Annotated in this window: 17 protein-coding genes; 9 read left to right on the forward strand and 8 right to left on the reverse strand. The window is 68.6% G+C overall.

All coding sequences use genetic code 11. The features are described 5' to 3' along the window. Nucleotides 1-21 precede the first annotated feature (21 nt). Together GVY64_RS23965 and GVY64_RS23970 are read right to left on the reverse strand one after the other, a co-directional pair. On the reverse strand, nucleotides 22-513 hold the full coding sequence (locus tag GVY64_RS23965; RefSeq protein WP_236567115.1) for a GtrA family protein: 492 nt from the start codon (nucleotides 511-513) through the stop codon (nucleotides 22-24). Then, the gene (locus GVY64_RS23970) at nucleotides 510-2,681 is read right to left on the reverse strand and encodes a YfhO family protein (protein WP_236567147.1); all 2,172 of its coding nucleotides are present in this window, start codon (nucleotides 2,679-2,681) and stop codon (nucleotides 510-512) included. Before GVY64_RS23970 ends, GVY64_RS23965 begins: the two co-directional genes overlap by 4 nt. Before the next feature lie 269 nt (nucleotides 2,682-2,950). Here GVY64_RS23970 and GVY64_RS23975 point away from each other — a divergent pair, with 269 nt between their 5' ends. Together GVY64_RS23975 and rffA are read left to right on the forward strand one after the other, a co-directional pair. Further along, nucleotides 2,951-4,051, forward strand: a complete 1,101-nt coding sequence (locus GVY64_RS23975; RefSeq protein ID WP_159845512.1) for a glycosyltransferase family 2 protein — start codon at nucleotides 2,951-2,953, stop codon at nucleotides 4,049-4,051. Continuing rightward, the gene (gene rffA, locus GVY64_RS23980) at nucleotides 4,041-5,180 is read left to right on the forward strand and encodes a dTDP-4-amino-4,6-dideoxygalactose transaminase (protein WP_159845515.1); all 1,140 of its coding nucleotides are present in this window, start codon (nucleotides 4,041-4,043) and stop codon (nucleotides 5,178-5,180) included. Before GVY64_RS23975 ends, rffA begins: the two co-directional genes overlap by 11 nt. On the opposite strand, the gene GVY64_RS23985 is transcribed toward rffA, so the two are convergent. Further along, nucleotides 5,181-5,780 carry a class I SAM-dependent methyltransferase gene (locus tag GVY64_RS23985; protein WP_159845517.1) on the reverse strand — a complete coding sequence of 200 codons (600 nt, stop codon included), beginning with the start codon at nucleotides 5,778-5,780 and terminating at the stop codon, nucleotides 5,181-5,183. 57 nt (nucleotides 5,781-5,837) lie between these two features. Continuing rightward, the gene (locus GVY64_RS23990; RefSeq protein ID WP_159845520.1) at nucleotides 5,838-8,789 is read right to left on the reverse strand and encodes an acyl-CoA synthetase; all 2,952 of its coding nucleotides are present in this window, start codon (nucleotides 8,787-8,789) and stop codon (nucleotides 5,838-5,840) included. A 782-nt stretch (nucleotides 8,790-9,571) separates the two neighbouring features. Here GVY64_RS23990 and GVY64_RS23995 point away from each other — a divergent pair. From GVY64_RS23995 to GVY64_RS24015, 5 genes are all read left to right on the forward strand, one after another. Beyond that, a complete protein-coding gene (locus GVY64_RS23995; protein ID WP_159845523.1) occupies nucleotides 9,572-10,978 on the forward strand; it encodes a family 2B encapsulin nanocompartment shell protein in 1,407 nt (468 codons plus the stop codon). 14 nt (nucleotides 10,979-10,992) lie between these two features. Then, nucleotides 10,993-12,507, forward strand: a complete 1,515-nt coding sequence (locus GVY64_RS24000; protein ID WP_159845526.1) for a family 2 encapsulin nanocompartment cargo protein terpene cyclase — start codon at nucleotides 10,993-10,995, stop codon at nucleotides 12,505-12,507. Between the two features lie 55 nt (nucleotides 12,508-12,562). Further along, on the forward strand, nucleotides 12,563-13,435 hold the full coding sequence (locus GVY64_RS24005) for a geranyl diphosphate 2-C-methyltransferase (protein WP_159845529.1): 873 nt from the start codon (nucleotides 12,563-12,565) through the stop codon (nucleotides 13,433-13,435). Continuing rightward, nucleotides 13,432-14,007, forward strand: a complete 576-nt coding sequence (gene idi / locus GVY64_RS24010; protein ID WP_159845532.1) for an isopentenyl-diphosphate Delta-isomerase — start codon at nucleotides 13,432-13,434, stop codon at nucleotides 14,005-14,007. The genes GVY64_RS24005 and idi overlap by 4 nt, the downstream gene beginning before the upstream one ends. A 286-nt stretch (nucleotides 14,008-14,293) precedes the next feature. Further along, entirely contained in the window at nucleotides 14,294-14,644 is a 351-nt protein-coding gene (locus tag GVY64_RS24015) for a hypothetical protein (protein WP_159845535.1), read from the forward strand. Nucleotides 14,645-14,651: 7 nt separating this feature from the next. Here the strand turns inward: GVY64_RS24015 and GVY64_RS24020 are convergent, their stop codons facing one another. From GVY64_RS24020 to GVY64_RS24030, 3 genes are all read right to left on the reverse strand, one after another. Beyond that, nucleotides 14,652-15,380 (reverse strand): aspartate/glutamate racemase family protein, encoded by a 729-nt coding sequence (locus GVY64_RS24020; RefSeq protein ID WP_159845538.1) that lies wholly within the window; start codon nucleotides 15,378-15,380, stop codon nucleotides 14,652-14,654. Then, complete coding sequence (locus GVY64_RS24025) at nucleotides 15,380-16,867, reverse strand: NCS1 family nucleobase:cation symporter-1 (protein ID WP_159845541.1); 1,488 nt, start codon at nucleotides 16,865-16,867, stop codon at nucleotides 15,380-15,382. Before GVY64_RS24025 ends, GVY64_RS24020 begins: the two co-directional genes overlap by 1 nt. A gap of 87 nt (nucleotides 16,868-16,954) precedes the next feature. After that, the gene (locus GVY64_RS24030) at nucleotides 16,955-17,677 is read right to left on the reverse strand and encodes a GntR family transcriptional regulator (protein ID WP_159845544.1); all 723 of its coding nucleotides are present in this window, start codon (nucleotides 17,675-17,677) and stop codon (nucleotides 16,955-16,957) included. Between the two features lie 187 nt (nucleotides 17,678-17,864). Between GVY64_RS24030 and GVY64_RS24035 the strand changes: the two genes are divergently transcribed. Together GVY64_RS24035 and ilvA are read left to right on the forward strand one after the other, a co-directional pair. Next, nucleotides 17,865-19,034 (forward strand): serine hydrolase domain-containing protein, encoded by a 1,170-nt coding sequence (locus GVY64_RS24035; RefSeq protein ID WP_159845547.1) that lies wholly within the window; start codon nucleotides 17,865-17,867, stop codon nucleotides 19,032-19,034. Nucleotides 19,035-19,064: 30 nt separating this feature from the next. Continuing rightward, nucleotides 19,065-20,285, forward strand: coding sequence for a threonine ammonia-lyase (gene ilvA / locus GVY64_RS24040; protein WP_159845550.1), 1,221 nt, complete (start codon nucleotides 19,065-19,067; stop codon nucleotides 20,283-20,285). Between the two features lie 97 nt (nucleotides 20,286-20,382). Here the strand turns inward: ilvA and GVY64_RS24045 are convergent, their stop codons facing one another. Then, nucleotides 20,383-20,706: a DMT family transporter gene (locus GVY64_RS24045; RefSeq protein WP_159845553.1), complete on the reverse strand. Its 324-nt coding sequence runs from the start codon at nucleotides 20,704-20,706 to the stop codon at nucleotides 20,383-20,385. Between the last annotated feature and the right edge of the window lie 87 nt (nucleotides 20,707-20,793).

The raw sequence follows: 20,793 nt of genomic DNA on the forward strand, positions 1-20,793 counted from the left end.
GGAATGCCGTCCTGGAAGGCGCTATCGCGCAGCGCCTCGGGTCCCGGCCTCCGGCTCACGGTGAAACGAGATGTAGCGGTGGCCGAAGAAACTGGCGACGGCCACCAGGCCCATCACCACGACCGCCGACGGGATCCGCGGCAGGTGCAGCACCGAGACGGCCAGCGACAACAGCACCGTATTCAACAGCAGACCACCGGAATTCACCACCACGAAGCCCGCGAAGTCGCGCAGCAGGCGGCCACGGACCCGGAATACGAGCGTCCGGTGCAAGACGAAGGCGACGACGATGCCGATGGCGTAGGCAAGCACCACCGCGACGGCGGGCGGCCACGCGTCGCCCAGCACCGCCAGCCACGCGACGGTCAGCGCGATGCCCAGCAGGGTGTTGCCCGCGCCGACCACCGCGAACGCGACCTCCTGTCGCCGGAACACCCGCACCAGGAGTCCCGGCGCTGGCCCGTCACCCATGGCCGCGGCCTCCGCGGCGACCGGACGCGCGTTCGTCCTCACGAAACGACGTCCGCCAGCTCACGGTCCGGCTCGGTGCGCTCGGCGTCGTCCGCCTCCTCCGGCTGCTCGCGGCGCCGGGACCGGACCTGCAGCCACTGCAGCACCCCGAGCCCGAGCACGCCCGCCACGGCGGCGGCGATGCCGATCTTCCAGCCGGGCGGACGCCAGGTCAGCACGAGTTCGGCGTTCTGGGTGCCCGCGGGGACGTCGACGGCGATGAAGGACTTGGCGACCGTGGTGATCGGCAGCGACTTGCCGTCCAGCGTGACCCGGTATCCCGGCCAGCCCAATCGGGCGAACACCACCCGGCCGCCTTCGGCGGAGGACACGCGCACCCGGCTGGTGGTGTCGGTTTCGGAGATCGACGTCGCGCTCACCTTCTCGGCATCGGTGACGCGGCCGTTCGTCGTCGAGACGAGTCCGCCCACGCGTTCCAGCACCGCGATATAGCGCTCGTGGCCGGGGTAGTCCGCCCACTTCCACCCCTCGGGCGCCGGTTGGCCGGGCGCGTCGGGGAACAACGCACGCTGCAGCACCACACGATCCAGATTCATCAGATCGACCAGCGGCCGCCCGATGGTCGGTTCAGGCGCGAACATCCGCCGGTAGGCGTCGGGGCAGACGCTGCCGTCCCAGCGCATGCACAGCAGCTCACCGAAATAGAAGTGGCCGCTGGGGGTGTACCCGTTGACGTAGTCGAGCTCGAGACCCCGGGCGTAGTTGCCGAAGACCAGCGACCCGTACGCACCCTCGACGCTCTTGTCCTGCGGCTGCAGTAGTCCGCGATCGCCCAGCTGGATGGTGTTGCCCGCAAAATCCGGGAACGCCGCCTTCGCTTGCGAACGCTTCGTGGGCAGATTCCACGACATCGGCGTCGGTTGCGCGGCATCGACCTGGAAGTACGCGATCGGGAACATCGCGACGATGGTCAGCGCGCACGCCGCCGCGGTCCCCTTGGTGCGCCCCAGCCACACCGCCGCCGCGACCAGCGCCGCCAGCGCGAGCGCCGCGATCACGTGCCAGATCACGTCGTGCGGGTCGGCGGAGAACGAGCGCACCCACAGCAGCAGGATCAGCACGCCCGCCGCGATGCCGCGGCTCTTCGGATCCCGCACCGTGCCGTAGCGCCCCAGCAGCACGCACACCAGGATCAGCAGCCCGATGGCCAGCATCGGCAGCACACGCGCGGGCCAGCGCAGCGGTCCGACCGAACCGGGGCCCGCGGTCCACATCAGCATCATCATCGCGAAGATCGCGACCGCGCTCAGCTCCCGCCACGCCTCCCGGGCGCGACGCCAATCGATGAACGCGAGGGCGGGGATCAGGAACCAGGCGATGTAGGTGACCGGCAGCGGCTGCACGTAACCCCACCACGACGTGAAGGCGGGCAGCGAGCTGGGCAGACTGGCGTTCAGCGACTCCGACCACGGCACCGTGAGGAACTGATCGTTGTTGATCTGCGCGGTGCCACGCCAGGTCACCTTCGCCGACAGCATCGACGGCAGGAAGGTCAGCAGGCCCGCGAGCCCGGCGCAGCCCGCCGCGAGCGTCAGCCGCAGCACCGGCTGCCACTTGCGCTGGTACACGAGTTCGCCCACCGCCACGGCCAGCAGCATCAGCACGGCTTCCACCGCGGGGAAGATGTACTGCGTCGAGATGGTCAGGTACAGGTAGACGAACACCGGGATGGGTCCGCCGAGACCACGCGTATAGCGCACCGACGCCGCCCAGGCGTGCACCATCCAGGCGGTGCCGGTGAGCGCGGTCATCCAGCTGGCTTCGTCGAAGAAGAGGAAGAAGCCCGACAGCGGCAGCGCGATGCCGGCCACCGCCGACCAGGCGGGCCTGCCGCCGTAGACGAGGCATACGCGGTACACGCCGAGCGCGGCGATGATCGAGAAGATCAGCTTCACGACGGTGGCGTACAGCGCGACGTTGTCCACCGAGGGCGCGATCAGATCGATCAGCAGCTGCGGCGGGTTGAACAGGCCCGCGTCGTCCATGGTGTTGTTGCCCGACATCCACTGCTCGGGCACCATGACCGGGAATTCGCCCGCGCGCAGCGCGCGGCCCAGACCCACCCACAGCGAGGTGTACTGGGATTCGGTGTCGTCGGTGAAGAAATGCCGGGCATTGGCGAGCAGGACAGCGAGGTAACCCGCGATCACTCCGAGCGCGGTGATGACCCCCCACCGGTAGACATCTCGCCGCGAATAGACATCCGGCCGCGAGCCGGGCACTGCACTGTCCGTCACGAGTTCCAAACCCTACAGGGCAGCCCTGCGCTTGGCATCGGTCGCGGACGCCACCAAGATGAGGGCATGATCAGCTGCTCCGGTAGCCGCCCTGCGCCCCGTGCTAGAGTCCACACCGGTTCGGGCTCTGCAGTCCTGCGACGAGTACCGGCACGCACCGTCATCGAAAGTCGAACCAGCTGATGCCGATTCCCCCCGCCCGCACACTCCGTTCCGGCGCCCCCGCGACGAACGGTGCACCGGCACGGCCCGGCGTGGACCGGCCGCACACGGTGTCGGTGGTCGTGCCGGTGTACCGGGGTGAGGACACGATCGCCGGCCTGGTCGCCGAGCTGCACGAGCTCACGCGCGCCTGCGAGACTCCCGGCGGCACGGCGTTCACCGTCACCGAGATCATTCTGGTGCACGACCACGGCCCGGACCGCTCCGACGTGGTCCTGCAGGAACTGCAGCGGACCTACCCCGCGGTGCGCACCGTCTGGCTCAGCCGGAACTTCGGCCAGGACGCCGCCACGATCGCCGGGATGTCGGTCGCCGCCGGTGACTGGATCGTCACCATGGACGAGGACGGCCAGCACGATCCTCGCTTCATCAGCACGTTCCTGGACACGGCGCTGGCACAGCGCGCCGATCTCGTCTATTCCAAGCCCAGCAACACCAGGCCGCACGGATTTCTGCGCAATCTGACCTCGCGCGGAGCCAAGCTGGTCCTCGCGACGCTGTTCGCGTTCCCGGATTCCACCCGGTTCGAGAGCTACCGGCTGATCCGCGGGGACATCGGCAGGCAGCTCGCCGAGGTCGCCTCCAACGGCGTCTACCTGGACGTCGCGCTGACCTGGGTGGTCGGCGCCGTCGCGCAGGCGCCGGTGGTGCTGCGCGCCGAAGGCAGGGAGGAGTCCGGCTACAACTACCGCCGCCTGTTCTCCCTGTTCTGGAAGATGGTGCTGTGCAGCGGCACCCGCGGACTGCGGTTGGTCAGCCTGCTCGGCGTCACCCTGGCGCTGGCCGGTGGCGTGATGGCCGCGATCGTCGTGTTCGAAGCGCTGACCACGGACGGCTGGGCACCCGAAGGCTGGGCCTCCACCATCGTGGTGCTGCTGCTGTGCTCCGGCGCCGTGCTGTTCTCGCTCGGGCTCATCGCCGAGTACCTGGGCGTCGCGTTGCACATCCTGGTGGGCAAACCCCTCTATCTCACCGTCGAGACGCCGACGCCGCGTCCGGCCGACATTTCGCCACCGACCGCCACCACCGCCAGCAGGGGGACCGACCGGGTTGAGCACTGACCGCGTCATCTTCAGCCGTCCGTACCGGGCGCGCCGGGAACTAGCGAATCTGGAGGCCGTGCTGGCCTCCGACCACAGCCATGGCGACGGACAGTTCACCGCGTCGGCCACCGCGAAGCTGAAGGCGATCACGGGCGCACCGCACGCCCTGCTCACCACCTCCTGCACGTCCGCGCTGGAAATGGCGGGCCTGCTGCTGGAGCTGGGTCCCGACGACGAGGTGATCGTGCCCAGTTTCGCCTTCACCTCCACCGCCACCTCGATGGCGCTGCGGGGGGCGACCTGTGTCTTCGCCGATATCGATCCGGCCACCGGCAACCTCGATCCGGAGTCGGTGGCGGCCGTGCTCACCGAGCGCACGAAGGCCGTGGTGGCCATCCACTACGGGGGCGTCGCCGCCGACATGGCCGGATTGCTGGAGCTGGCCAACGCGCACGGCGTCGCCGTCGTGGAGGACAACGCGCACGGGCTCGGCGGCGCCTGGCGCGGCAGGAAGCTCGGCACCATCGGCACGATGGGCACGCTCAGCTTCCACGACACCAAGAACGTGCACTGCGGCGAGGGCGGCGCGCTGCTGCTCACCGATGAGATCCTGATGGCCCGCGCCGAGATCATCCGGGAGAAGGGCACCGACCGGGCCCGGTTCCTGCGCGGAGCCGTGGACAAGTACTCCTGGCAGGACATCGGTTCCAGCTACTTGCCGAGCGAGCTGAACGCGGCGGTGCTGGACGCGCAGCTGGACGAGTTCGACGCCATCCAGGCCGGACGCCACCGGGTGTGGGACGCCTACGCCGCCGCCCTGCCGGACTGGGCCCGGCGCAACGACGTGCGCCTGATGTCGGTGCCCTCCGATCGCGAGCACACCGCGCACCTGTACTACCTGCGTACCCCGACCGAGCGCCGCCGCGACGACCTCATCGCGCACCTGGCCGCACAGGGCATCTCCGCGCCGTTCCACTACATTCCGCTGGATTCCAGCCCGGCCGGCTTCAAGCTCGGCCGCACGCCGCGCGCGTGCGCCCGCAGCGCCGAGTTCTCCGCGACCGTCGTGCGCCTGCCGCTCTGGCCGGATCTCACCGACGCGCAGGTGGCCCGGGTGGTGGACGCGGTCACCGCGTTCACCGTCTGATCACGCGGTGAGCACGTAGAGCTTCTCCCGGCCGCCCGCGATCAGCGACCGGCGGGCTACCCGTGGGCCGTACGCCGTGAAGAGCTCGTCCAGCGACTGCTCGGTGAAGCGGTGCGCCTGCTCGCCGTCGCCCGCGTCGGTGAACCGTTTGCCGATCGTGGCGAGGACCGGGTTGTCGCTGGTCGCCAAGTTGCGGACGGGCTCGGCGACGATGACCTGTGCGGTGGCCGCCGTGAGCATCCGATCGAGGAGGGGGCGCGGCTCGGGCAGGAAGTGATAGAGGCTGGCCTGCATGATGACGTAATCGGCCTCGGGCAGCGCGTCGCCGGAACGCAGGTTCCACACTCTGCCCCGACCGCCGGCTTCGTTCACGCGCGCGACGAAACGCTCGTTCAGATCGAGCCCCGTGTAGTCGACCGACTTGTGGCGCAAGTAGCGGGTGTAGAGCGTCGCGGGTCCGCAGCACAGATCGACTACGCTCGCACCCGCGGGCACGAGCTCAGCGATCGCGCGATACCGAGCCGTGTAGTGCCTGCCGTACAACCCGCGCATCAGAACCTCGTAGACGGTCCCGTTGCGGTAGATGAGGCTCGTTCTCACAGGCACTCACTATGCCATCGGTCGGTGAATCCGGCGCTTCGGCAATGTGTATCGCGTTCAGTCGCCGAACAGCGTGCGCGCCTGGTCCTCGGTGAGGATCTCGTAGGCATCCGAAGCTCGGTTGTACCACCAGGTGTCCGGTCCCGGCTCCGGCCGCCCGGCCGCTTGCACCGCGCGGGACGACGGACGGAACGACGGGCTGCGCGGGATGTCGTCCACCACGTACACCACGTCGGGGCGCTGATCCGGATCCAGTACCCGCAACGCCTCGGTGATGTCCTTGGGGTCCAGGCGGAAGCCTTTGCGCACGCTCACCGCGGCCACCGCTATGCAGTGGTCGCCGACGTTGAGCCCGTAGGCGACTTCCATGTCGACGGCGGTGACGTCGTTGAGCACGTCGACCATCGGCTGGCCGAAGACCGGCCCGCGCCGGGTGTGGATCACCGTGTCGGTGCGGTCGATCAGCCAGTAGTCGCCGTCACTGTCGCGGCGGAACAGATTCTCCGTCGGCATCCAGGAGTCGCCCGCCGCGAAGACGCCGCGCAGGCCGCCCGCGGAGAGGTCGACGCCGTCGGACGCTTTGCCGATCAACAGGCCCACCTCGTTGTCCGCGCAGCGGCGGGCGAAGCCGGAGCCGTCGACCAGGATGCGTTCGGTCAGCGGATCGAACGCGACCAGCTCCACCTTCGCCGTGCCGGGGACCGGCCTGCCTTTGCAGCCGCGCTTCACCCCGGCCACATTCGCCAGCACCACGTCGCCCTCGATCGAGGCGTAGAACTCCAGCACGCGGGCCGGGTCGAACTGCTCGACGGTGCGCCGCCACAGTCCGGCGGGCATACCGGAGCCGATGAACAACCGGATCGGGTGGCGATGACCGGCCGGGAACACCTCGGCGTCGAGAATGTCACGCAACATGGTCCAGGTGTAGGTGACCACGGTGACGCCGTAGCGGTGCACCTCCTCGGCGAAGCGCTCCGGGTCCAGCGACCGGGCCAGCGCGATCCGGCTCCCGCCCGCGACCGCCCCGCCGAGGCTGACCAGCAGCCCGGACGAATGGTGCAGCGGCGCAAGGCAGTACACGGTGTCCCTGCGGTTGAGATCGGCCGTGGTCGCGGTGCCGAACGCGGACAGCGCCCAGCGATGGTTGCTGATGTACTTGGTCTCCAGCCGCTCGCCGGTGCCGGTGACGAGCACGAACGCCAGTTCGCGAGCGAGGCCGGGGTCGGGCCGGTACCACGCGGGCACGTGCACCCGCGCCGGATCGATCTGTTCCAGGTCGATCAAGCGGTCGCTCACGGGCAGCGCCAGCTCGCGCGTGTCGCCACCGCCGAGCACCAGCACCTTGGCGCCGGTCGCGGCGGCCTGTCGCAGGTTCTCCGGATCGGAGATCAGCGTCTCCACGCCGGTCAGCTCGATCGCACGGCTCAAATCGCTGTTCGGGGCCAGCAGGACCGCCACCGCGCCCAGCCGCGACAGCGCCGCGACGGAAGCCAGCGCGCTGGGCCGGGTCTCCATCACCACGCCGACCCGCATGGCGGGGCGCACGCCGACGGAGATCAGTCCGCGCACCACGTTGTCGATGCGCTCGTTGACCGCCGCGTTGGTGTGCACGCGGTCGTCGAACAAGAACAGGTCCCGCTGCGGCGCGCGCCGCGCCTGCTCGGCGAGCAATCGGCCGAGCGATATCCGGGTGTGCGGCTGGATCATGCCCAGACGGGTCAGCCTGGGCAGCGCCCGCGCCGCTTCGCCTGCCAGTTCGATCGAACCCCGCACGGTGTTGTTCGCGATGCCCTCGAGCGCCTTGCCCACCCCGGTGCCCGCCTCCGCCAGTGTCGCGGCCGTGTGCACCACCCGGGTCGCCGCCGACCGAGGGCGATTGCTCGCCACGTGCTCGGCCATCGGCACGATCTCCGCGGGCAGCGGTTTGTCGCCGTTCATCCATTCGACCCACTGCCGCACCAGCGGCCAGGTGTGGTTGGTGGCCATGCTTCCGGCCACCAAGCCGAAGTGGCCCGCGACCAGCGTCGCTTCGTAGACCTCCGCGTTCGGCGCGGCCCGCACGATGCCGCGCACCGCGGCGGGTTGTCCGATGTCGTCGACCTCGCCGACGAACGCAAGGATCGGGCACTTCAGCTCGGCCAGCGAGATCGGGTGGTCGCGGATGACGAAACCGCCGAGCATCAGCCGGTTGTGCGCGACGAACTGCTTGAGCAGGTCCGCCGCGGCCGGTCCGGCGTAACCGACCCAGCCGTCGCTGTTGAGGAAGCGACGCTGCCGCTCCTTCGGCAGCAGCGCTTCCCGGTCGTGCAACTGACGCAGGAAATCGATCCTGGACTTGGCCGTCTTCACCGGGTCGAGCAGTTGGAAGCCGATCCGCACCATCGAGTCGGTGATCGGCAGCCGGGTGACCACGTGGTCGGCCAGGAAGTCCGCGACGTCGGAGACCATGCCGTAGGGCAGCCCGAACGGCATGCCCGCGACGATGTCGACCGGGCTGCCGAAGGTGACGATGCTGTCCACGCCCTTGCCGTAGCGGTAGGCGGCGGTCTGATAGGCGAACATGCCGCCCTGCGAGTAGCCCATCAGGTGCACGCCGGAGCCGGTGGCCTCGTTGACGGTGTCGATGGCGCTGTTGACGGCCAGCACGTGGTCGGCGAGGTCGCGCTGCCAGCCGCCCTCCTCGCTCGCGGGCGAGCCGAAGTCCACCACCCAGCAGTCGACGCCGCCGCGGTGCAGGATCCCCACGGCGCCGTCCTCGGCGTTCACATCCCAGATGTCGGCGTTGACCATCAGCGGCGGGACCAGCAAGGCCACCGGACGCCCGGGGGTCGCGTCGTCGGGGAAGTAATGGCGCAGCCGGTACATGCGTCTGCGTTCCACGACCTCGAACGGCGAGGACGCGACGTCATGGGTCAGCCCGCCGAAGCGGATGACCTCCAGGCCGTTCTGCGCGGTTGCCATCAACCGCTGCACCGAGCCCACCACAACCTTCGCATTCAACTTCACCATCGCTCCTGGCCCTACCCTAGAACGTGACCCGCATCACACACCGCGAGGTGTTCGAACGAGCTTCCCACACCATCTGTCCATTATGTGTCCGCTGTGACACGTCACATGCCAGGATGCCGCGGTCGGCCTCCCCGGCGTCCACCTATCGGCTCGAGTACATCGCGGTCGCCGCTCCGGCAACGAGGAGCCGAACAGCCCTTCCGACATCGACCGCCCCCACTCCGCGCACGGATCCAGGACGAGACACGGTCATGTCTCCGCTCGGAAGCACGGACGGAGTCCGCTCGACTCAGCGTAGGCGACCCGGCACGGAACACAGCATGCCCGTCGCGGCGGCGTCGGCGGGTATCGGGAGCGGCGGAGCCGGTTCCGGTGGATCAGTGCGGCTTCCGGTCGCGGTGAACGCACGAGAAGCAGCGAACCGCGCCGGGCGCGAGTGAGCGCCCGGCGACAGCTAATCCTTCGCGACCAGAAGGCAATCCGAAGACGACCCAGCGACGCCACCCACCGTTTCCGGAATCGACCGCGTGTCGTGACCATCCGCCGGGCCACGAGACGATCTTCGAAATTTTCCTGTGCTCAGCCGCTTTCGGCGTCTACCATTAATCGTGTCTGGAACGCCGTGGCGCGTAGGCAATTTCGTTCGATGAGCTCTGTGCGGGCATGCCCGCTGCTGTTTGATGTGAACACCCAGCGACTCTGAACTATCGGCGACCCTCAATCCACTCTGCTTCACAACCCGTCACCATGTCCCGGTGGCCGTCTCAAGGTGAGGACCACGCATGACCATTGAAATGCCAGTCCAAACGGAAAACAACGTGCGCAAGAGCCTGAGCACCAGCACGGCGGGGTTGCTCGCGCACACCACCAAATCCGAACCGCAGATGCAGGGCATCAGTTCTCGGTGGCTCACTCGCGCGCTGCCGTGGACGCAGGTCAACGGTGGTGTGTACCGGGTGAACCGCCGCCTGACCCACACCGTGGGCAACGGCGAGGTGGAATTCGTCATCGACGGTTCCACCGCGCGAGTGATTCCGCTGGAATTGCAGGAGCTTCCGGCACTGCGCGGATTCGACGACGAGGAAGTTCTGCGCGGCCTCGCGGATCGTTTCGAACAACGCGATCTCGAACCCGGCACCGTCGTAGCGGAATTCGGCAATCCCATGGATCAGGTGCTGCTGATCGTGCACGGCAAATTGAGCAAAATCGGGTCGGGTGAATACGGCGAGCAGACGAAGCTCGGCATCCTGGGCGGCGGCGATTTCTTCGGCGACACCATATTCACCGAGCCGTCGGCGATCTGGCCGGTCACCATCAAGACGGTCACGCGCACGACTGTCCTGGTCCTCCCGCGGCAATCGCTGACGGAGTTCGTCGACAACACTCCGGCGCTGCGAGAGCAACTCGACCGCGTCGCCGCCGCACCCAGCCGTCCGCAGAACAACAAGGGCGAGGCCGATATCACGATCTCCTCGGGCCACGCGGGCGAGCCGTTGCTGGAAGGCACCTTCGTCGACTACGACGCCTCACCGCGCCAATACGAGCTCAGCCTCGCGCAGAGCGTGCTGCGGGTGCACACCCGGGTAGCCGACCTGTTCAACGATCCGATGAACCAGGTCGAGCAGCAATTGCGCCTGACCATCGAAGCTCTGTATGAACGGCGCGAATACGACCTGGTCAACAATCCCGATTTCGGTCTGCTGCACAACTGCGATCTGAAACAGCGCATCTACACCGAGTCCGGCGCGCCCACCCCGGACGACTTCGACGAACTGCTCAGCATGCGCCGCAGCACGAGATTGTTCCTCGCTCACCCGAAGGCCATCGCCGCGTTCGGACGCGAATGCACCAAGCGCGGGATCTACCCGGATCCGATCGAGGTGGACGGGCACCGTGTCCCCGCATGGCGTGGCGTACCGATCTTCCCGTGCGGCAAGATCCCGATCAGCGACACCCAGACCACCTCGATCCTGGCCATGCGCACCGGCGAAAAGGATCAGGGCGTGATCGGGCTGCACCAGACCGGGATCCCGGACGAATACGAGCCGAGCCTGAACGTGCGCTTCAAGGGCATCGATGACCAGTCGATCATCTCCTACCTGATCAGCTGCTACTACTCGGCGGCGGTGCTGGTGCCGGATGCACTGGGCGTGCTCGACAACGTCTCGGTCGCCCGGCAAGCCGACTGACCGGGGTGATGGGCATGTCGGTGCTCTCCCGCGCCGGGGCGGCGCATGCGACCGATGAGGTGGCTGCCGCCGTCGTCGCGCTACTCACCAACACCCGGACGTCCGCTCCGGCCGAGCCTTTCGCAACCAAAGCACCTGCTTCGTACGGTCTTTCGATCCGGGGTGCACCGGAGGGCGGGAAGCCCGGCCGGTTGCTCGGTCCCTCCGGGCTGGGCGCCGCAGCACTACTGCTTCCGGATCGCGGAACCACGTCCACCACCGCGACACCCTCCCCCGCCATCGGCGGCACCAGCACTCCTCCGCCGGCCTTCGGCAGCGCTCGAGTGCCGATCCCGGCGGCGGGGCGAACGCAGTCGCCGACAGCGCCACGCATCCCCGCAGCACCCACCGGACTCGGCACGGCATCGGCGTTGTCGGGAATCCATGGCCTCGCCACACTGCCGCGCACGGCCGAGCCCACACCGCTTCGGCGAGCCGAATCGGACGGCGCGGGGGATGCGGCGGGGTCGGCCGGAACGGGCACGGCGCATCCCGATCGCTCCGATCCGATCCCGCCGCTGTACTGCCCGCCGCCGCTGCGTGACGATCCGGCGCTCGCCGAGGCCGTCAACGCCGGCATCGTCGACTGGGCCAGGGACATCGGGTTGTACGAAGGCCGGCTGGACGAATTGCGCGACGCCGACTTCGGACGGTTGATCATGCTCGCCCACCCGGACTGCGACAACGCCGACCTGCTGCTGGCGGCGGCGAAATGCGCGGTCTCGGAATGGTCCGTGGACGACTACTACTGCGAGGAGGACGCCGACGACCGGGCTCCGGACGGCACCCCCTCCAGCGCCGAGGCGGAGCTGGGGCCCCGGCTCGAATTGGCGGCCGCCGCCATGGACCCGGTGCACCTTCCCGCGCGCTACGTCGGGCAGCTCGAGGCTGCCCTCGACGCCGACCCGATCCTGCGCGCTTTCCGCACGTCCTTCGAGCACCTCGCCCGTTACGCGCGTCCGGCGCAACTGGCCCGGCTGCGCACCGAGATCGCGGGCTGGTTCATCGCGCTAGGTGCGGAAGCGGGTTGGCGGGCCGCGGGGCGGATGCCACCGGTTTGGGAGTACCTCACCAACCGGCAACCGCACAGTTTCCTGCCGTGCATGGCGCCGACCGACGTGGTCGGCGGCTATGAATTGCAGGCCGCGGAATACACCGACCCCGCGGTCCGCCGTGTGGTCACCACGGCGGCACTGGCCAGCCAGATGGTCAACGACCTGTACTCGATGGCGCGCGAGGACCTCTCCAACGGCAGGGAGTTCAATCTGCCGACCGTCCTGGCCGCCGAGGAGCGCTGCTCGCGCCGCGAGGCCGTGCTGCGCACCGCCGAGGTGCACGACGAACTGGTGCACCGGTTCGAACGAGAGGCGGCCCCTTTGGCCGCGCTGGGTTCACCGGAATTACGCCGCTTCCTCACGGGCCTGTGGGCCTGGATGGGAGGCAACCGCGCCTGGCACGCGGACAGCAAACGCTATCGCGACCCGCACTGAAGCTACCCGCAAGTGAGCAATGAAGCAGTACCGCACCGAGAGAGGATGATCGCGCATGACCATGCTCAACCCGGAGACCGGGACCGTTCTGCGTACCAGCTACCAGAAATCCGTCGCCGCGTACTGGAACAACAACCCGAACGACGACCGGGTCAACACCAAACTCGGTGAGGTCGACGGGCTCTATCACCACCACTACGGCATCGGCGACCCGGACCTGTCCGTGCTGACCGGCCCGGAGGACACTCGCGAGGAGCGCATCGTCACCGAGTTGCACCGGCTGGAGACCGCGCAGGCGGATTTCCTGCTCGACCACCTCGGCGACATCCGTCCCGGCGACCGGCTGATGGACGGCGGCTCCGGTCGCGGCGGCACCAGCTTCATGGCCAACCAGCGCTTCGGCTGCCAGGTCGACGGCGTCACCATCTCCGAGTACCAGGTCGGCTTCGCCAACGACCAGGCCGTCCACCGCGGCGTCGCGGACAAGGTGCGCTTCCACTTCCGCAACATGCTGGACACCGGATTCGAGAGCGGCTCCATGCGCGGAATCTGGACCAACGAGACCACCATGTACGTGGACCTGTTCGATCTGTTCCGCGAGTTCTCCCGCCTCTTGGAGCCGGGTGGGCGCTACGTGTGCGTCACCGGTTGCTCCAACGACGTAACCGGCGGTCGCTCGTCCTCGGTGAGCTGGATCGACGCACACTACGGCTGCATGATCCATCCGCGCAGCGAGTACTTCCGCGCCATGGCCGAGAACGACCTCGTGCCCATCGCCGTGACCGAACTCACCGCCGCGACCATCCCGTACTGGGAGCTGCGCACGAAATCCGAGCTCGCCACCGGTGTCGAGAAGCCGTTCCTGACCGCGTACCGGGAGGGCAGCTTCCACTACCTGCTCATCGCCGCCGATAAGGTGGGCAGGTGACCGACACCCTCGTCCCGCCGTACACCGACCGCGAGGCCCTGCCCGTCGAGCTCGTCGACGACGCGGGCCGCGCGGTCGGCGCGTGCTCGGTCGCCGAGGCCCACCAGGCCCCGGGGCGACTACACCGCGCGTTCTCCGTGTTGCTGTTCGACTCGGCCGGCCGGGTCCTGTTACAGCAGCGCGCGGCGGTGAAGACCAGGTTCCCGTCGCTGTGGGCCAATACCTGCTGCGGCCACCCCGCCCCGGGCGAACCCGTCGCAACCGCGGCGGGGCTGCGCCTGGCGGAGGAGATGGGCCTGACGATCGCGCTCACCGAGGCGGGGGTCTACCGCTACCACGCGGCGGACCTCCGTACCGGCCGTGTCGAGTCCGAATGGGATCACGTGCTGATCGGGCGCCTGGACATAGGCACGCCTCGGCCGGACCCGGCCGAAGTCGCCGACTTCGCCTGGATCCAACCGGACGCATTACGCGACGCCCTGGCCGACAATCCGGATGCCTACACGCCGTGGCTGGCGGGTGTGCTCGACGTCGCGGAGCACGCGCACGTCACGCGGCCTACCGCACCCTGATCGTCGCGTTCTCTCGCTCTGGTCCGAGGCAGCGAAGCGCATCATCGGCTCCACCGCTGCCTCGATCCAGCCCGCGAGGTCGCGACGGCCTCCCTTCCCGGCTGTAGTACGGCTCGACAGGCGCGCTCGCCGCTGCGGCCGCCGGGCAGGTCACATGATCGAATGCGCATATCCGTGTAACACCATGAAGTCAACCTGAGAGAACTCATAGGAACGGCACAGGCTGCGGCCAGGACCGTTCTGCATCGTTGACGTTGTACGAGTTCTCGGTGAAGTGAGGTGCGTGATGGTCGAATTCGAGGTCACCGAAACGAGGGTGACGGTGCACGTGCTCGGCGCACATCAAGTGCTGGCGCTGCGCGACCACCTGACCTTCGATTTGTCCGACATCACCGCGCTCGGCCTGGCCGGAGTCGACCGCCGCCCGCCGTGGGTGCGCGCGCCCGGCGCCTTCTTCCCCGGCGTGATCGCAGCAGGGACATTCCGTGGCAAGGGCCGCAAGGAATTCTGGGACACACGCTTCGACGGACACGCCATCCGTATCGACTTGGCGGGCGCCGATGTCACACGCCTGGTGGTCGACGTCGCCGACCCGGACGCCGAGCTGCGCAAGCTCGCCATCGCGGTAGCCGCCTGAGCCTCGCTCAGGTGCCGAACGATCGCAGCGAGCCGGTGTACGGCTTCGGCGGCGGCGCGGCGAATTCGCCCCGTCCGGACTTGCGCAGACCGAGCGTGAGCAGCGATTGGACGGTCAGGGTCGCCGCCGCCACACCGTCCACCACCGGCACGCCGACCTCGGCGCGCACCTGCGCGGCCAGATCGGTCATCCCCGCGCAGCCCAGAACGATGGCATCGGACCGGTCCGCCTCGACCGCTTCCCTGCACGCTTCGGTGACGATCTTGCGCGCGTCCGGATCGCTGTCGAGGGCGAGCACGGGAATCTCACAGGCGTGGATACCGCGGCAGAAGCGCCGCATCCCGTAGCGCTCCGCCAGATCGGCCGCCCGGCCGACGGTCCGGCCCAGGGTGGTGACCACGCTGAACCCACGACCGAGATGAGCGGCCGCACGCATGGCGGCCTCGGCGATCCCGATCACCGGTCCCCCGGCCAGCTCGCGCGCGGCGTCGAGACCGGGGTCGCCGAAGCAGGCCAGCACGTAGCCGTCGACCCCTTCGGCCTCCCCGCGCCGGATCGCGGCGAGCAGGCCGGGAACGCTGAGCGCTTCGTCGTAGTGACTTTCGATCGAGGCCGGTCCCATCTCCGAGGTCACCGCGTCGAGCAGGGTGCCAGGACCAGCGACGGCCCTGGCAGACCGCTCGATCGTGTCGGTCATCGCCCGGGAGGTATTGGGGTTGACCACGCGAATACGCATCAGGCCGCGCTCTCCCGCACCGCCGGCCGGGTGCGCGTGGCCAGGACGTAGTAGGCCACGAAGCCGAGTCCGCAACCGACGAACCAGCTGTACTGGGCCGCGGTGTACATACCGGTGACGTCCTTGGCCAGCACGGGGATCACCGCGACCAGCGCGCCGACGACCGTCGCGATCACCGCGGCCGGGTTGTATCCGCCGCGATACCAATAGCGCCCGCTGCTGGACATCGTGAACAGGTCGTCCACCACCACGCGTTGCTTGCGCACCAGGTAGTAATCGGCGATGAGCACCCCGAACAGAGGGCCGATGAAGGCGCCGAGCACCTCCAGTGTGTAGTGGATGACCTCCGGGTTGTTGTAGAGATTCCACGGCGTGATCAGCACCGAGCCCACCGCGGCGATCATGCCGCCCGCGCGCCAGCTGACGCGCTGCGGATTCACGTGCGAGAAGTCGAAGGCCGGCGAGATGAAGTTCGCGACGATGTTGATGCCGATGGTGGCGACAGTGAAGGTCAGTGCGCCGAGCACGATCGCGAAGGTGCTGTCGATGCGCGCCACCGTGGCGACCGGGTCGGTGATCAGCTCGCCGTAGACCGGCACCGTCAGCGAGGCGGTGATCACCACCAGCAACGAGAACAGCAGGAAGTTCAGCGGGAGACCGAGCAGGTTGCCCCGGCGCACCACGGCGAAGGACTTGCCGTACCGGGAGAAGTCGCCGAAATTCAACATCGGCCCGGAGAAGTAGGAGACCACGAGCGCGATGGCGCCCAGCATCACCGGCACCGAGTCCCATCCGGTGTACCGCACCGCGCCCAGGTTCAGATCGATCGCGCCCCAGCCGGCCTTCGCGATCAGGTAACCGCACAACAGGAACATCACCACGTACACCGCGGGCCCGCAGAAGTCGATGAACCGGCGAATGGACTCCATGCCCTGCCAGAAAACACAGGCCTGCACCACCCACAGCGTCAGATAGCTGCCCCAGCCGAGCAGCGACAGACCGAGGAACCCGTAGTCGCCTGCCACCGCGTAGGGCCCGAGGGACGGAAACAGCTTCACCAATACGACATCCAGTGCCGCCGAAGCGAGAAACGTCTGAATGCCGCACCAGGCCACCGCGATCAGCCCGCGGATGATCGCGGGGATATTGGCGCCGAGCACGCCGAACGCACTGCGGCAGATGACCGGGTACGGCACGCCGGTCATCTGACTCGGCTTGGCGACCAGATTGCAGAAGAAATACACCAGGGTGATCCCGATCAGCAGGGCCACCAGTACCTGCCAGCTGGCCAAGCCGAGCGCGAACAAGCTGCCCGCGGTGACATAGCCACCGACGCTGTGCACGTCCGACATCCAGAACGCGAAGATGTTGTAAGAGCCCCAGTTCTGCTTGCGCAGCGGCGCGAGATCGTCGTTGGTCAGCCGTGGGTCGTAGCCGGCGGGGGCGATCCGCTCGGGAGCGGGTGCCGCGGCGATGGTTTCGGTCATGGTGTTTTCCCATCCGAAGGGTGAAACGGTGATCGAAACGACGGTAGGAATCTGCTATTGCCCGTCCATTGCGCGGTTATTGCCCGGCTATTGCGCGGCAGATATATCTTCCGGCGCGAGCAGACCAGTATCGGTGGGCAAGGTCGCGATCACGGACTCCAGCCTGCGATGGTGATGTTCGGCGACGAGCAGCAGGCGCGCGACATCCCGGGCCAGGAACGCGTCCAGCATCAACGCGTGGTCGGTGTGCAGCCGCACTCGGTCGGCCCGGCCGATGTGCACCATCGACTGCACCGGCTCGGTGACGTTCCACGCCGCTTCGAGCATGTGCATCAGTCGAAACATGCGTGACGGCCGGGTCAGCGCCACATGGAAGGTGCGCGACCCACGGTGGTAGGCGGCCGGGTCGTCGTCGCGAATCGCCTGTTCCAGGGCCTCGTTCACATCCAGCAGTTCGGCGCGGTCGGCGGCGGAGTGGTTCATGGCGGCCGCGGCGAGCGAGGCCGTCTCCAAGGTCTGCCGCACGATGTACATCTCGCGCAACTCGGCGGCGGTCAGTTGCGCCACCGTGTACCCCGCGTGCGGCTCGTGGGTGACCAGTCCCTCCCCGATCAGTGTCTTGAGCGCCTCGCGCACCGGAATATGGCTCACGCCGAACAGTTCCGCCACCTCGCGCAGCGGGATGACGGTGCGGGGCGGCACCGCCCCGTCGAGGATCACACGGCGCAGTTCGCCGAGGATGATCTGCGGGCGGCCGGGTGTGTCGACGACCAACCTCGCGAGCAGCGCCGAACGTCGTCTCGGGGGCATGACAACACGCTAGGGGCAGCGTGTTGCGTTCCCGGTCACCCGTGTGACGGTCAGGAAACGTCTTCTCACAGTACCGACCGGTCGCGTGGTGGGTGCGAGTCCCGGCCACCGGTCTCGAGCGAAACGAGACACCTAGCATGGGGTTGTTCGCGACGCCGCAGGCGCTGAAAGACAGGCACAGGTTCCGATGACAGTTTCGGCAGGACAGTTCGTGGATCGCCGTTTCGCGCGCCTGGTGGCGGAGTTCGACCGGCTGTTCCGGCGTCCGTCCGACGGCGGCGGCGCGCTGGCGGTCTACCTGCACGGCGAGCCGGTGGTCGACGTCTGGGCCGGATACGCGCACCCCGACGTCCCGTGGGCGCACGACACGATCGCGATGGCCTACTCCACCGGCAAGGGGATCGCCAGCACGCTGGTGCATCGTTTGGCCGAGCGCGGCCTGATCGACTACGACGAGCCGGTCGCGACGTACTGGCCGGAGTTCGCGGCAGCGGGCAAGGAACGCATCAGCGTGCGGGCGATGCTGACCCACCGGGCCGGGCTGCACCGCCTGCGCGGGCTGCTGCCCGGCCCCGTCGAGCGATTCTTCGACGACGCCGCGGTCACCGCGGCGCTCGCGGCCGCCGCGCCCGATCCACGGCACAAGGTGACCAGCGGCTACCACGGCATCACCTACGGGCACCTCACCGCCGAACTGGTGCGGCGGGTGACCGGAGCGGAATTCACCGACGTGCTGCGCACCGAGATCGCGGAACCGCTCGCGGCCGAGGACCTCTGGTTCCGGGTCCCGGCGTCCGAGCGCAGGCGTATCGCCACCAATTTCCCGCGCCTGACGGTCGCGGGCATGAGCTGGGAGCGTAGCTCGCGGCTGCTCGCCCGGACCCGTTTCGCGGCCGCCGCCGACACCACCCCGGTGGGATTCGCCGAGCTGGTGGCCGATCCACGCCTGTACGACTCGGTGATGCCCGGCCTCAACGGCGTCTTCTCCGCCCGCGCGCTGGCCCGCGTGTACGGCGCGCTCGCCAACGGCGGGCAGCTGGACGGCCACCGGCTGCTGAGCCCGGACACCATCGAGCAGATGACCCGGCGGCAGGTGTTCACCCCGGACTACGTGCTGGCCTTCCGCATCCCTTGGGCCCTCGGTTACCACGGCGTGCCGATGAAGCCGTCCAAGGCCGAACCGGTCTCGGCCTTCGGCCATTTCGGCCTCGGCGGCTCCGGCGGTTTCGCCGACCCGGTGACCGGGATGTCGCTCGGCTTCGTCACCAATCGCCTCGGCAGCAGGATCACACCGCTCGGTGACGCACGCCTGGCCCGGTTGGGCGCGCTGGCTCACAACCTCGCCAGAGCGGCCTGACCTCGCCCGCCCGAGTGGCAGCATGGCGGTATGGAATCGGTCGATATGGCCCGGATCGAGGCGGCCGGGCGGCTACTCGCCCCCGTGATCCGGCGCACGCCGCTGCTGGCCTCGCGAGTGCTGTCCGAACGCGTGGGCGCCGAGGTGTGGCTGAAGTGCGAGAACTTGCAGCGCACCGGTTCGTTCAAGCCGCGCGGCGCCTACAACCGGATCGCGAATCTGCCGCGGGAGGCGCGCGAGCGCGGCGTCGTGGCCGCGAGCGCCGGTAACCATGCGCAGGGCGTGGCGTGGTCGGCGTCGTCGCTCGGCATCGCGTCGACGGTGTTCATGCCGGTCGGGGCGTCGCTGCCGAAACTGATGGCGACCAAGGCGTACGGCGCGCAGGTCCGCCAGGTCGGCGAGACCATCGACGAATCACTGGACGCCGCTCTGGATTTCGCCGACCGGTCCGGCGCGACGCTGATCCACCCGTTCGACCATCCCGATATCGTGGCCGGTCAGGCCACCGTCGGCACGGAGATCGCAGAGCAGTTGCCCGAGGTGGGCACGGTGCTCGTGCCCACCGGCGGCGGCGGCCTGTTGGCCGGAGTCGCGGTCGCGCTGCGGCAGCTGGCGCCGGACGTGCGCGTCATCGGGGTGCAAGCGGCCGAAGCCGCCGCCTGGCCGGACTCGCTGGCGGCGGGCCGCCCGGTGCGGGTCGAGCGGATGGCGACGATGGCCGACGGCATCGCGGTCGGGCGTCCCGGTACCGTGCCGTTCGATCATGTGGCGCAGCATGTTTCGCGCATCGTCACGGTGGACGAGGAAGCGCTGTCGCAGGCGTTGCTGCTGTGCCTGGAACGCGCGAAACTGATCGTCGAGCCGGCGGGCGCCGCCGCGGTTGCCGCCCTGACCAGTCACGCGCCGGAGGAACTCGGCTTGCGCGGGCCGGTCTGCGCGATCCTGTCCGGCGGCAACATCGACCCGCTGCTGCTGACCCGGGTGATCGGGCACGGCCTGAGCGCGGCAGGCCGATATCTGGCCGTGCGGGTGACCATTTCCGATCGTCCCGGAGCGCTGGGGTCGCTGCTCGCGGTGATCGGGAAGACGAGCGCCAGTGTGGTCGACGTGGCACATTCGCGGACCGGGACCTGGCTGGCGGTCGACGAGGTCGAGGTGGCCCTCACCCTGGAGACACGAGGCCGCGACCATCGCGACGACGTGCTCACCGCTCTCACGAACGCGGGATACGCGGTCCGCGTCTCGGATTGACCGGACGTCCCTATCACACCTTCCTCGAGTGGCACACCACCGAGGAACCTACTCGCGAAATGCCGCGACCATGTGCCGCTCGTGCGCGTGGGAGGGGTTAGCGTGCGCCGCCGAGTTCCAGGGCGAGTACGCCGAGGATCACGAGCGCGATGCCGCCGACCTGGACGACGGTGAGCCGCTCCTCGAGGAACAGGACGCCTATCACCGCGATCGCGGCGACGCCGACCGCCGACCAGATGCCGTAGGCCACTCCGATCGGCATGCCCCGCTTCAACGCCTGGGCCAGGAAGAAGAACGCCGCGCAATAGCCGACAACCACCACGACGGAAGGGACGACCTTGGCGAATCCGTCCGACAGTTTCAGCGAAACGGTGGCGGTCACCTCGGAAGCGATGGCCAAAGCGAGCAGGAGCAAGGTCATTTTCGCAGCGTAGCCACAGCCGCGCGAGCGCACACCGGTCGGCGATCGCCTTCCCGACCGCTCCCCAGCACCGGGAATCCACGGCAC

The organism is Nocardia sp. CY41, assembly GCF_009829325.1.
Taxonomy (GTDB): Bacteria; Actinomycetota; Actinomycetes; order Mycobacteriales; family Mycobacteriaceae; genus Nocardia.

Bases quoted from the DNA above. Each gene is read 5' to 3' on its own strand.
- GVY64_RS23975 (WP_159845512.1), top strand. From the start codon at position 2,951: ATGCCGATTCCCCCCGCCCGCACACTCCGTTCCGGCGCCCCCGCGACG.
- GVY64_RS23990 (WP_159845520.1), bottom strand. From the start codon at position 8,789: ATGGTGAAGTTGAATGCGAAGGTTGTGGTGGGCTCGGTGCAGCGGTTG.
- GVY64_RS23995 (WP_159845523.1), top strand. From the start codon at position 9,572: ATGACCATTGAAATGCCAGTCCAAACGGAAAACAACGTGCGCAAGAGC.
- GVY64_RS24000 (WP_159845526.1), top strand. From the start codon at position 10,993: ATGTCGGTGCTCTCCCGCGCCGGGGCGGCGCATGCGACCGATGAGGTG.
- GVY64_RS24005 (WP_159845529.1), top strand. From the start codon at position 12,563: ATGACCATGCTCAACCCGGAGACCGGGACCGTTCTGCGTACCAGCTAC.
- GVY64_RS24015 (WP_159845535.1), top strand. From the start codon at position 14,294: ATGGTCGAATTCGAGGTCACCGAAACGAGGGTGACGGTGCACGTGCTC.
- GVY64_RS24020 (WP_159845538.1), bottom strand. From the start codon at position 15,380: ATGCGTATTCGCGTGGTCAACCCCAATACCTCCCGGGCGATGACCGAC.
- GVY64_RS24025 (WP_159845541.1), bottom strand. From the start codon at position 16,867: ATGACCGAAACCATCGCCGCGGCACCCGCTCCCGAGCGGATCGCCCCC.
- GVY64_RS24030 (WP_159845544.1), bottom strand. From the start codon at position 17,677: ATGCCCCCGAGACGACGTTCGGCGCTGCTCGCGAGGTTGGTCGTCGAC.
- GVY64_RS24035 (WP_159845547.1), top strand. From the start codon at position 17,865: ATGACAGTTTCGGCAGGACAGTTCGTGGATCGCCGTTTCGCGCGCCTG.
- ilvA (WP_159845550.1), top strand. From the start codon at position 19,065: ATGGAATCGGTCGATATGGCCCGGATCGAGGCGGCCGGGCGGCTACTC.
- GVY64_RS24045 (WP_159845553.1), bottom strand. From the start codon at position 20,706: ATGACCTTGCTCCTGCTCGCTTTGGCCATCGCTTCCGAGGTGACCGCC.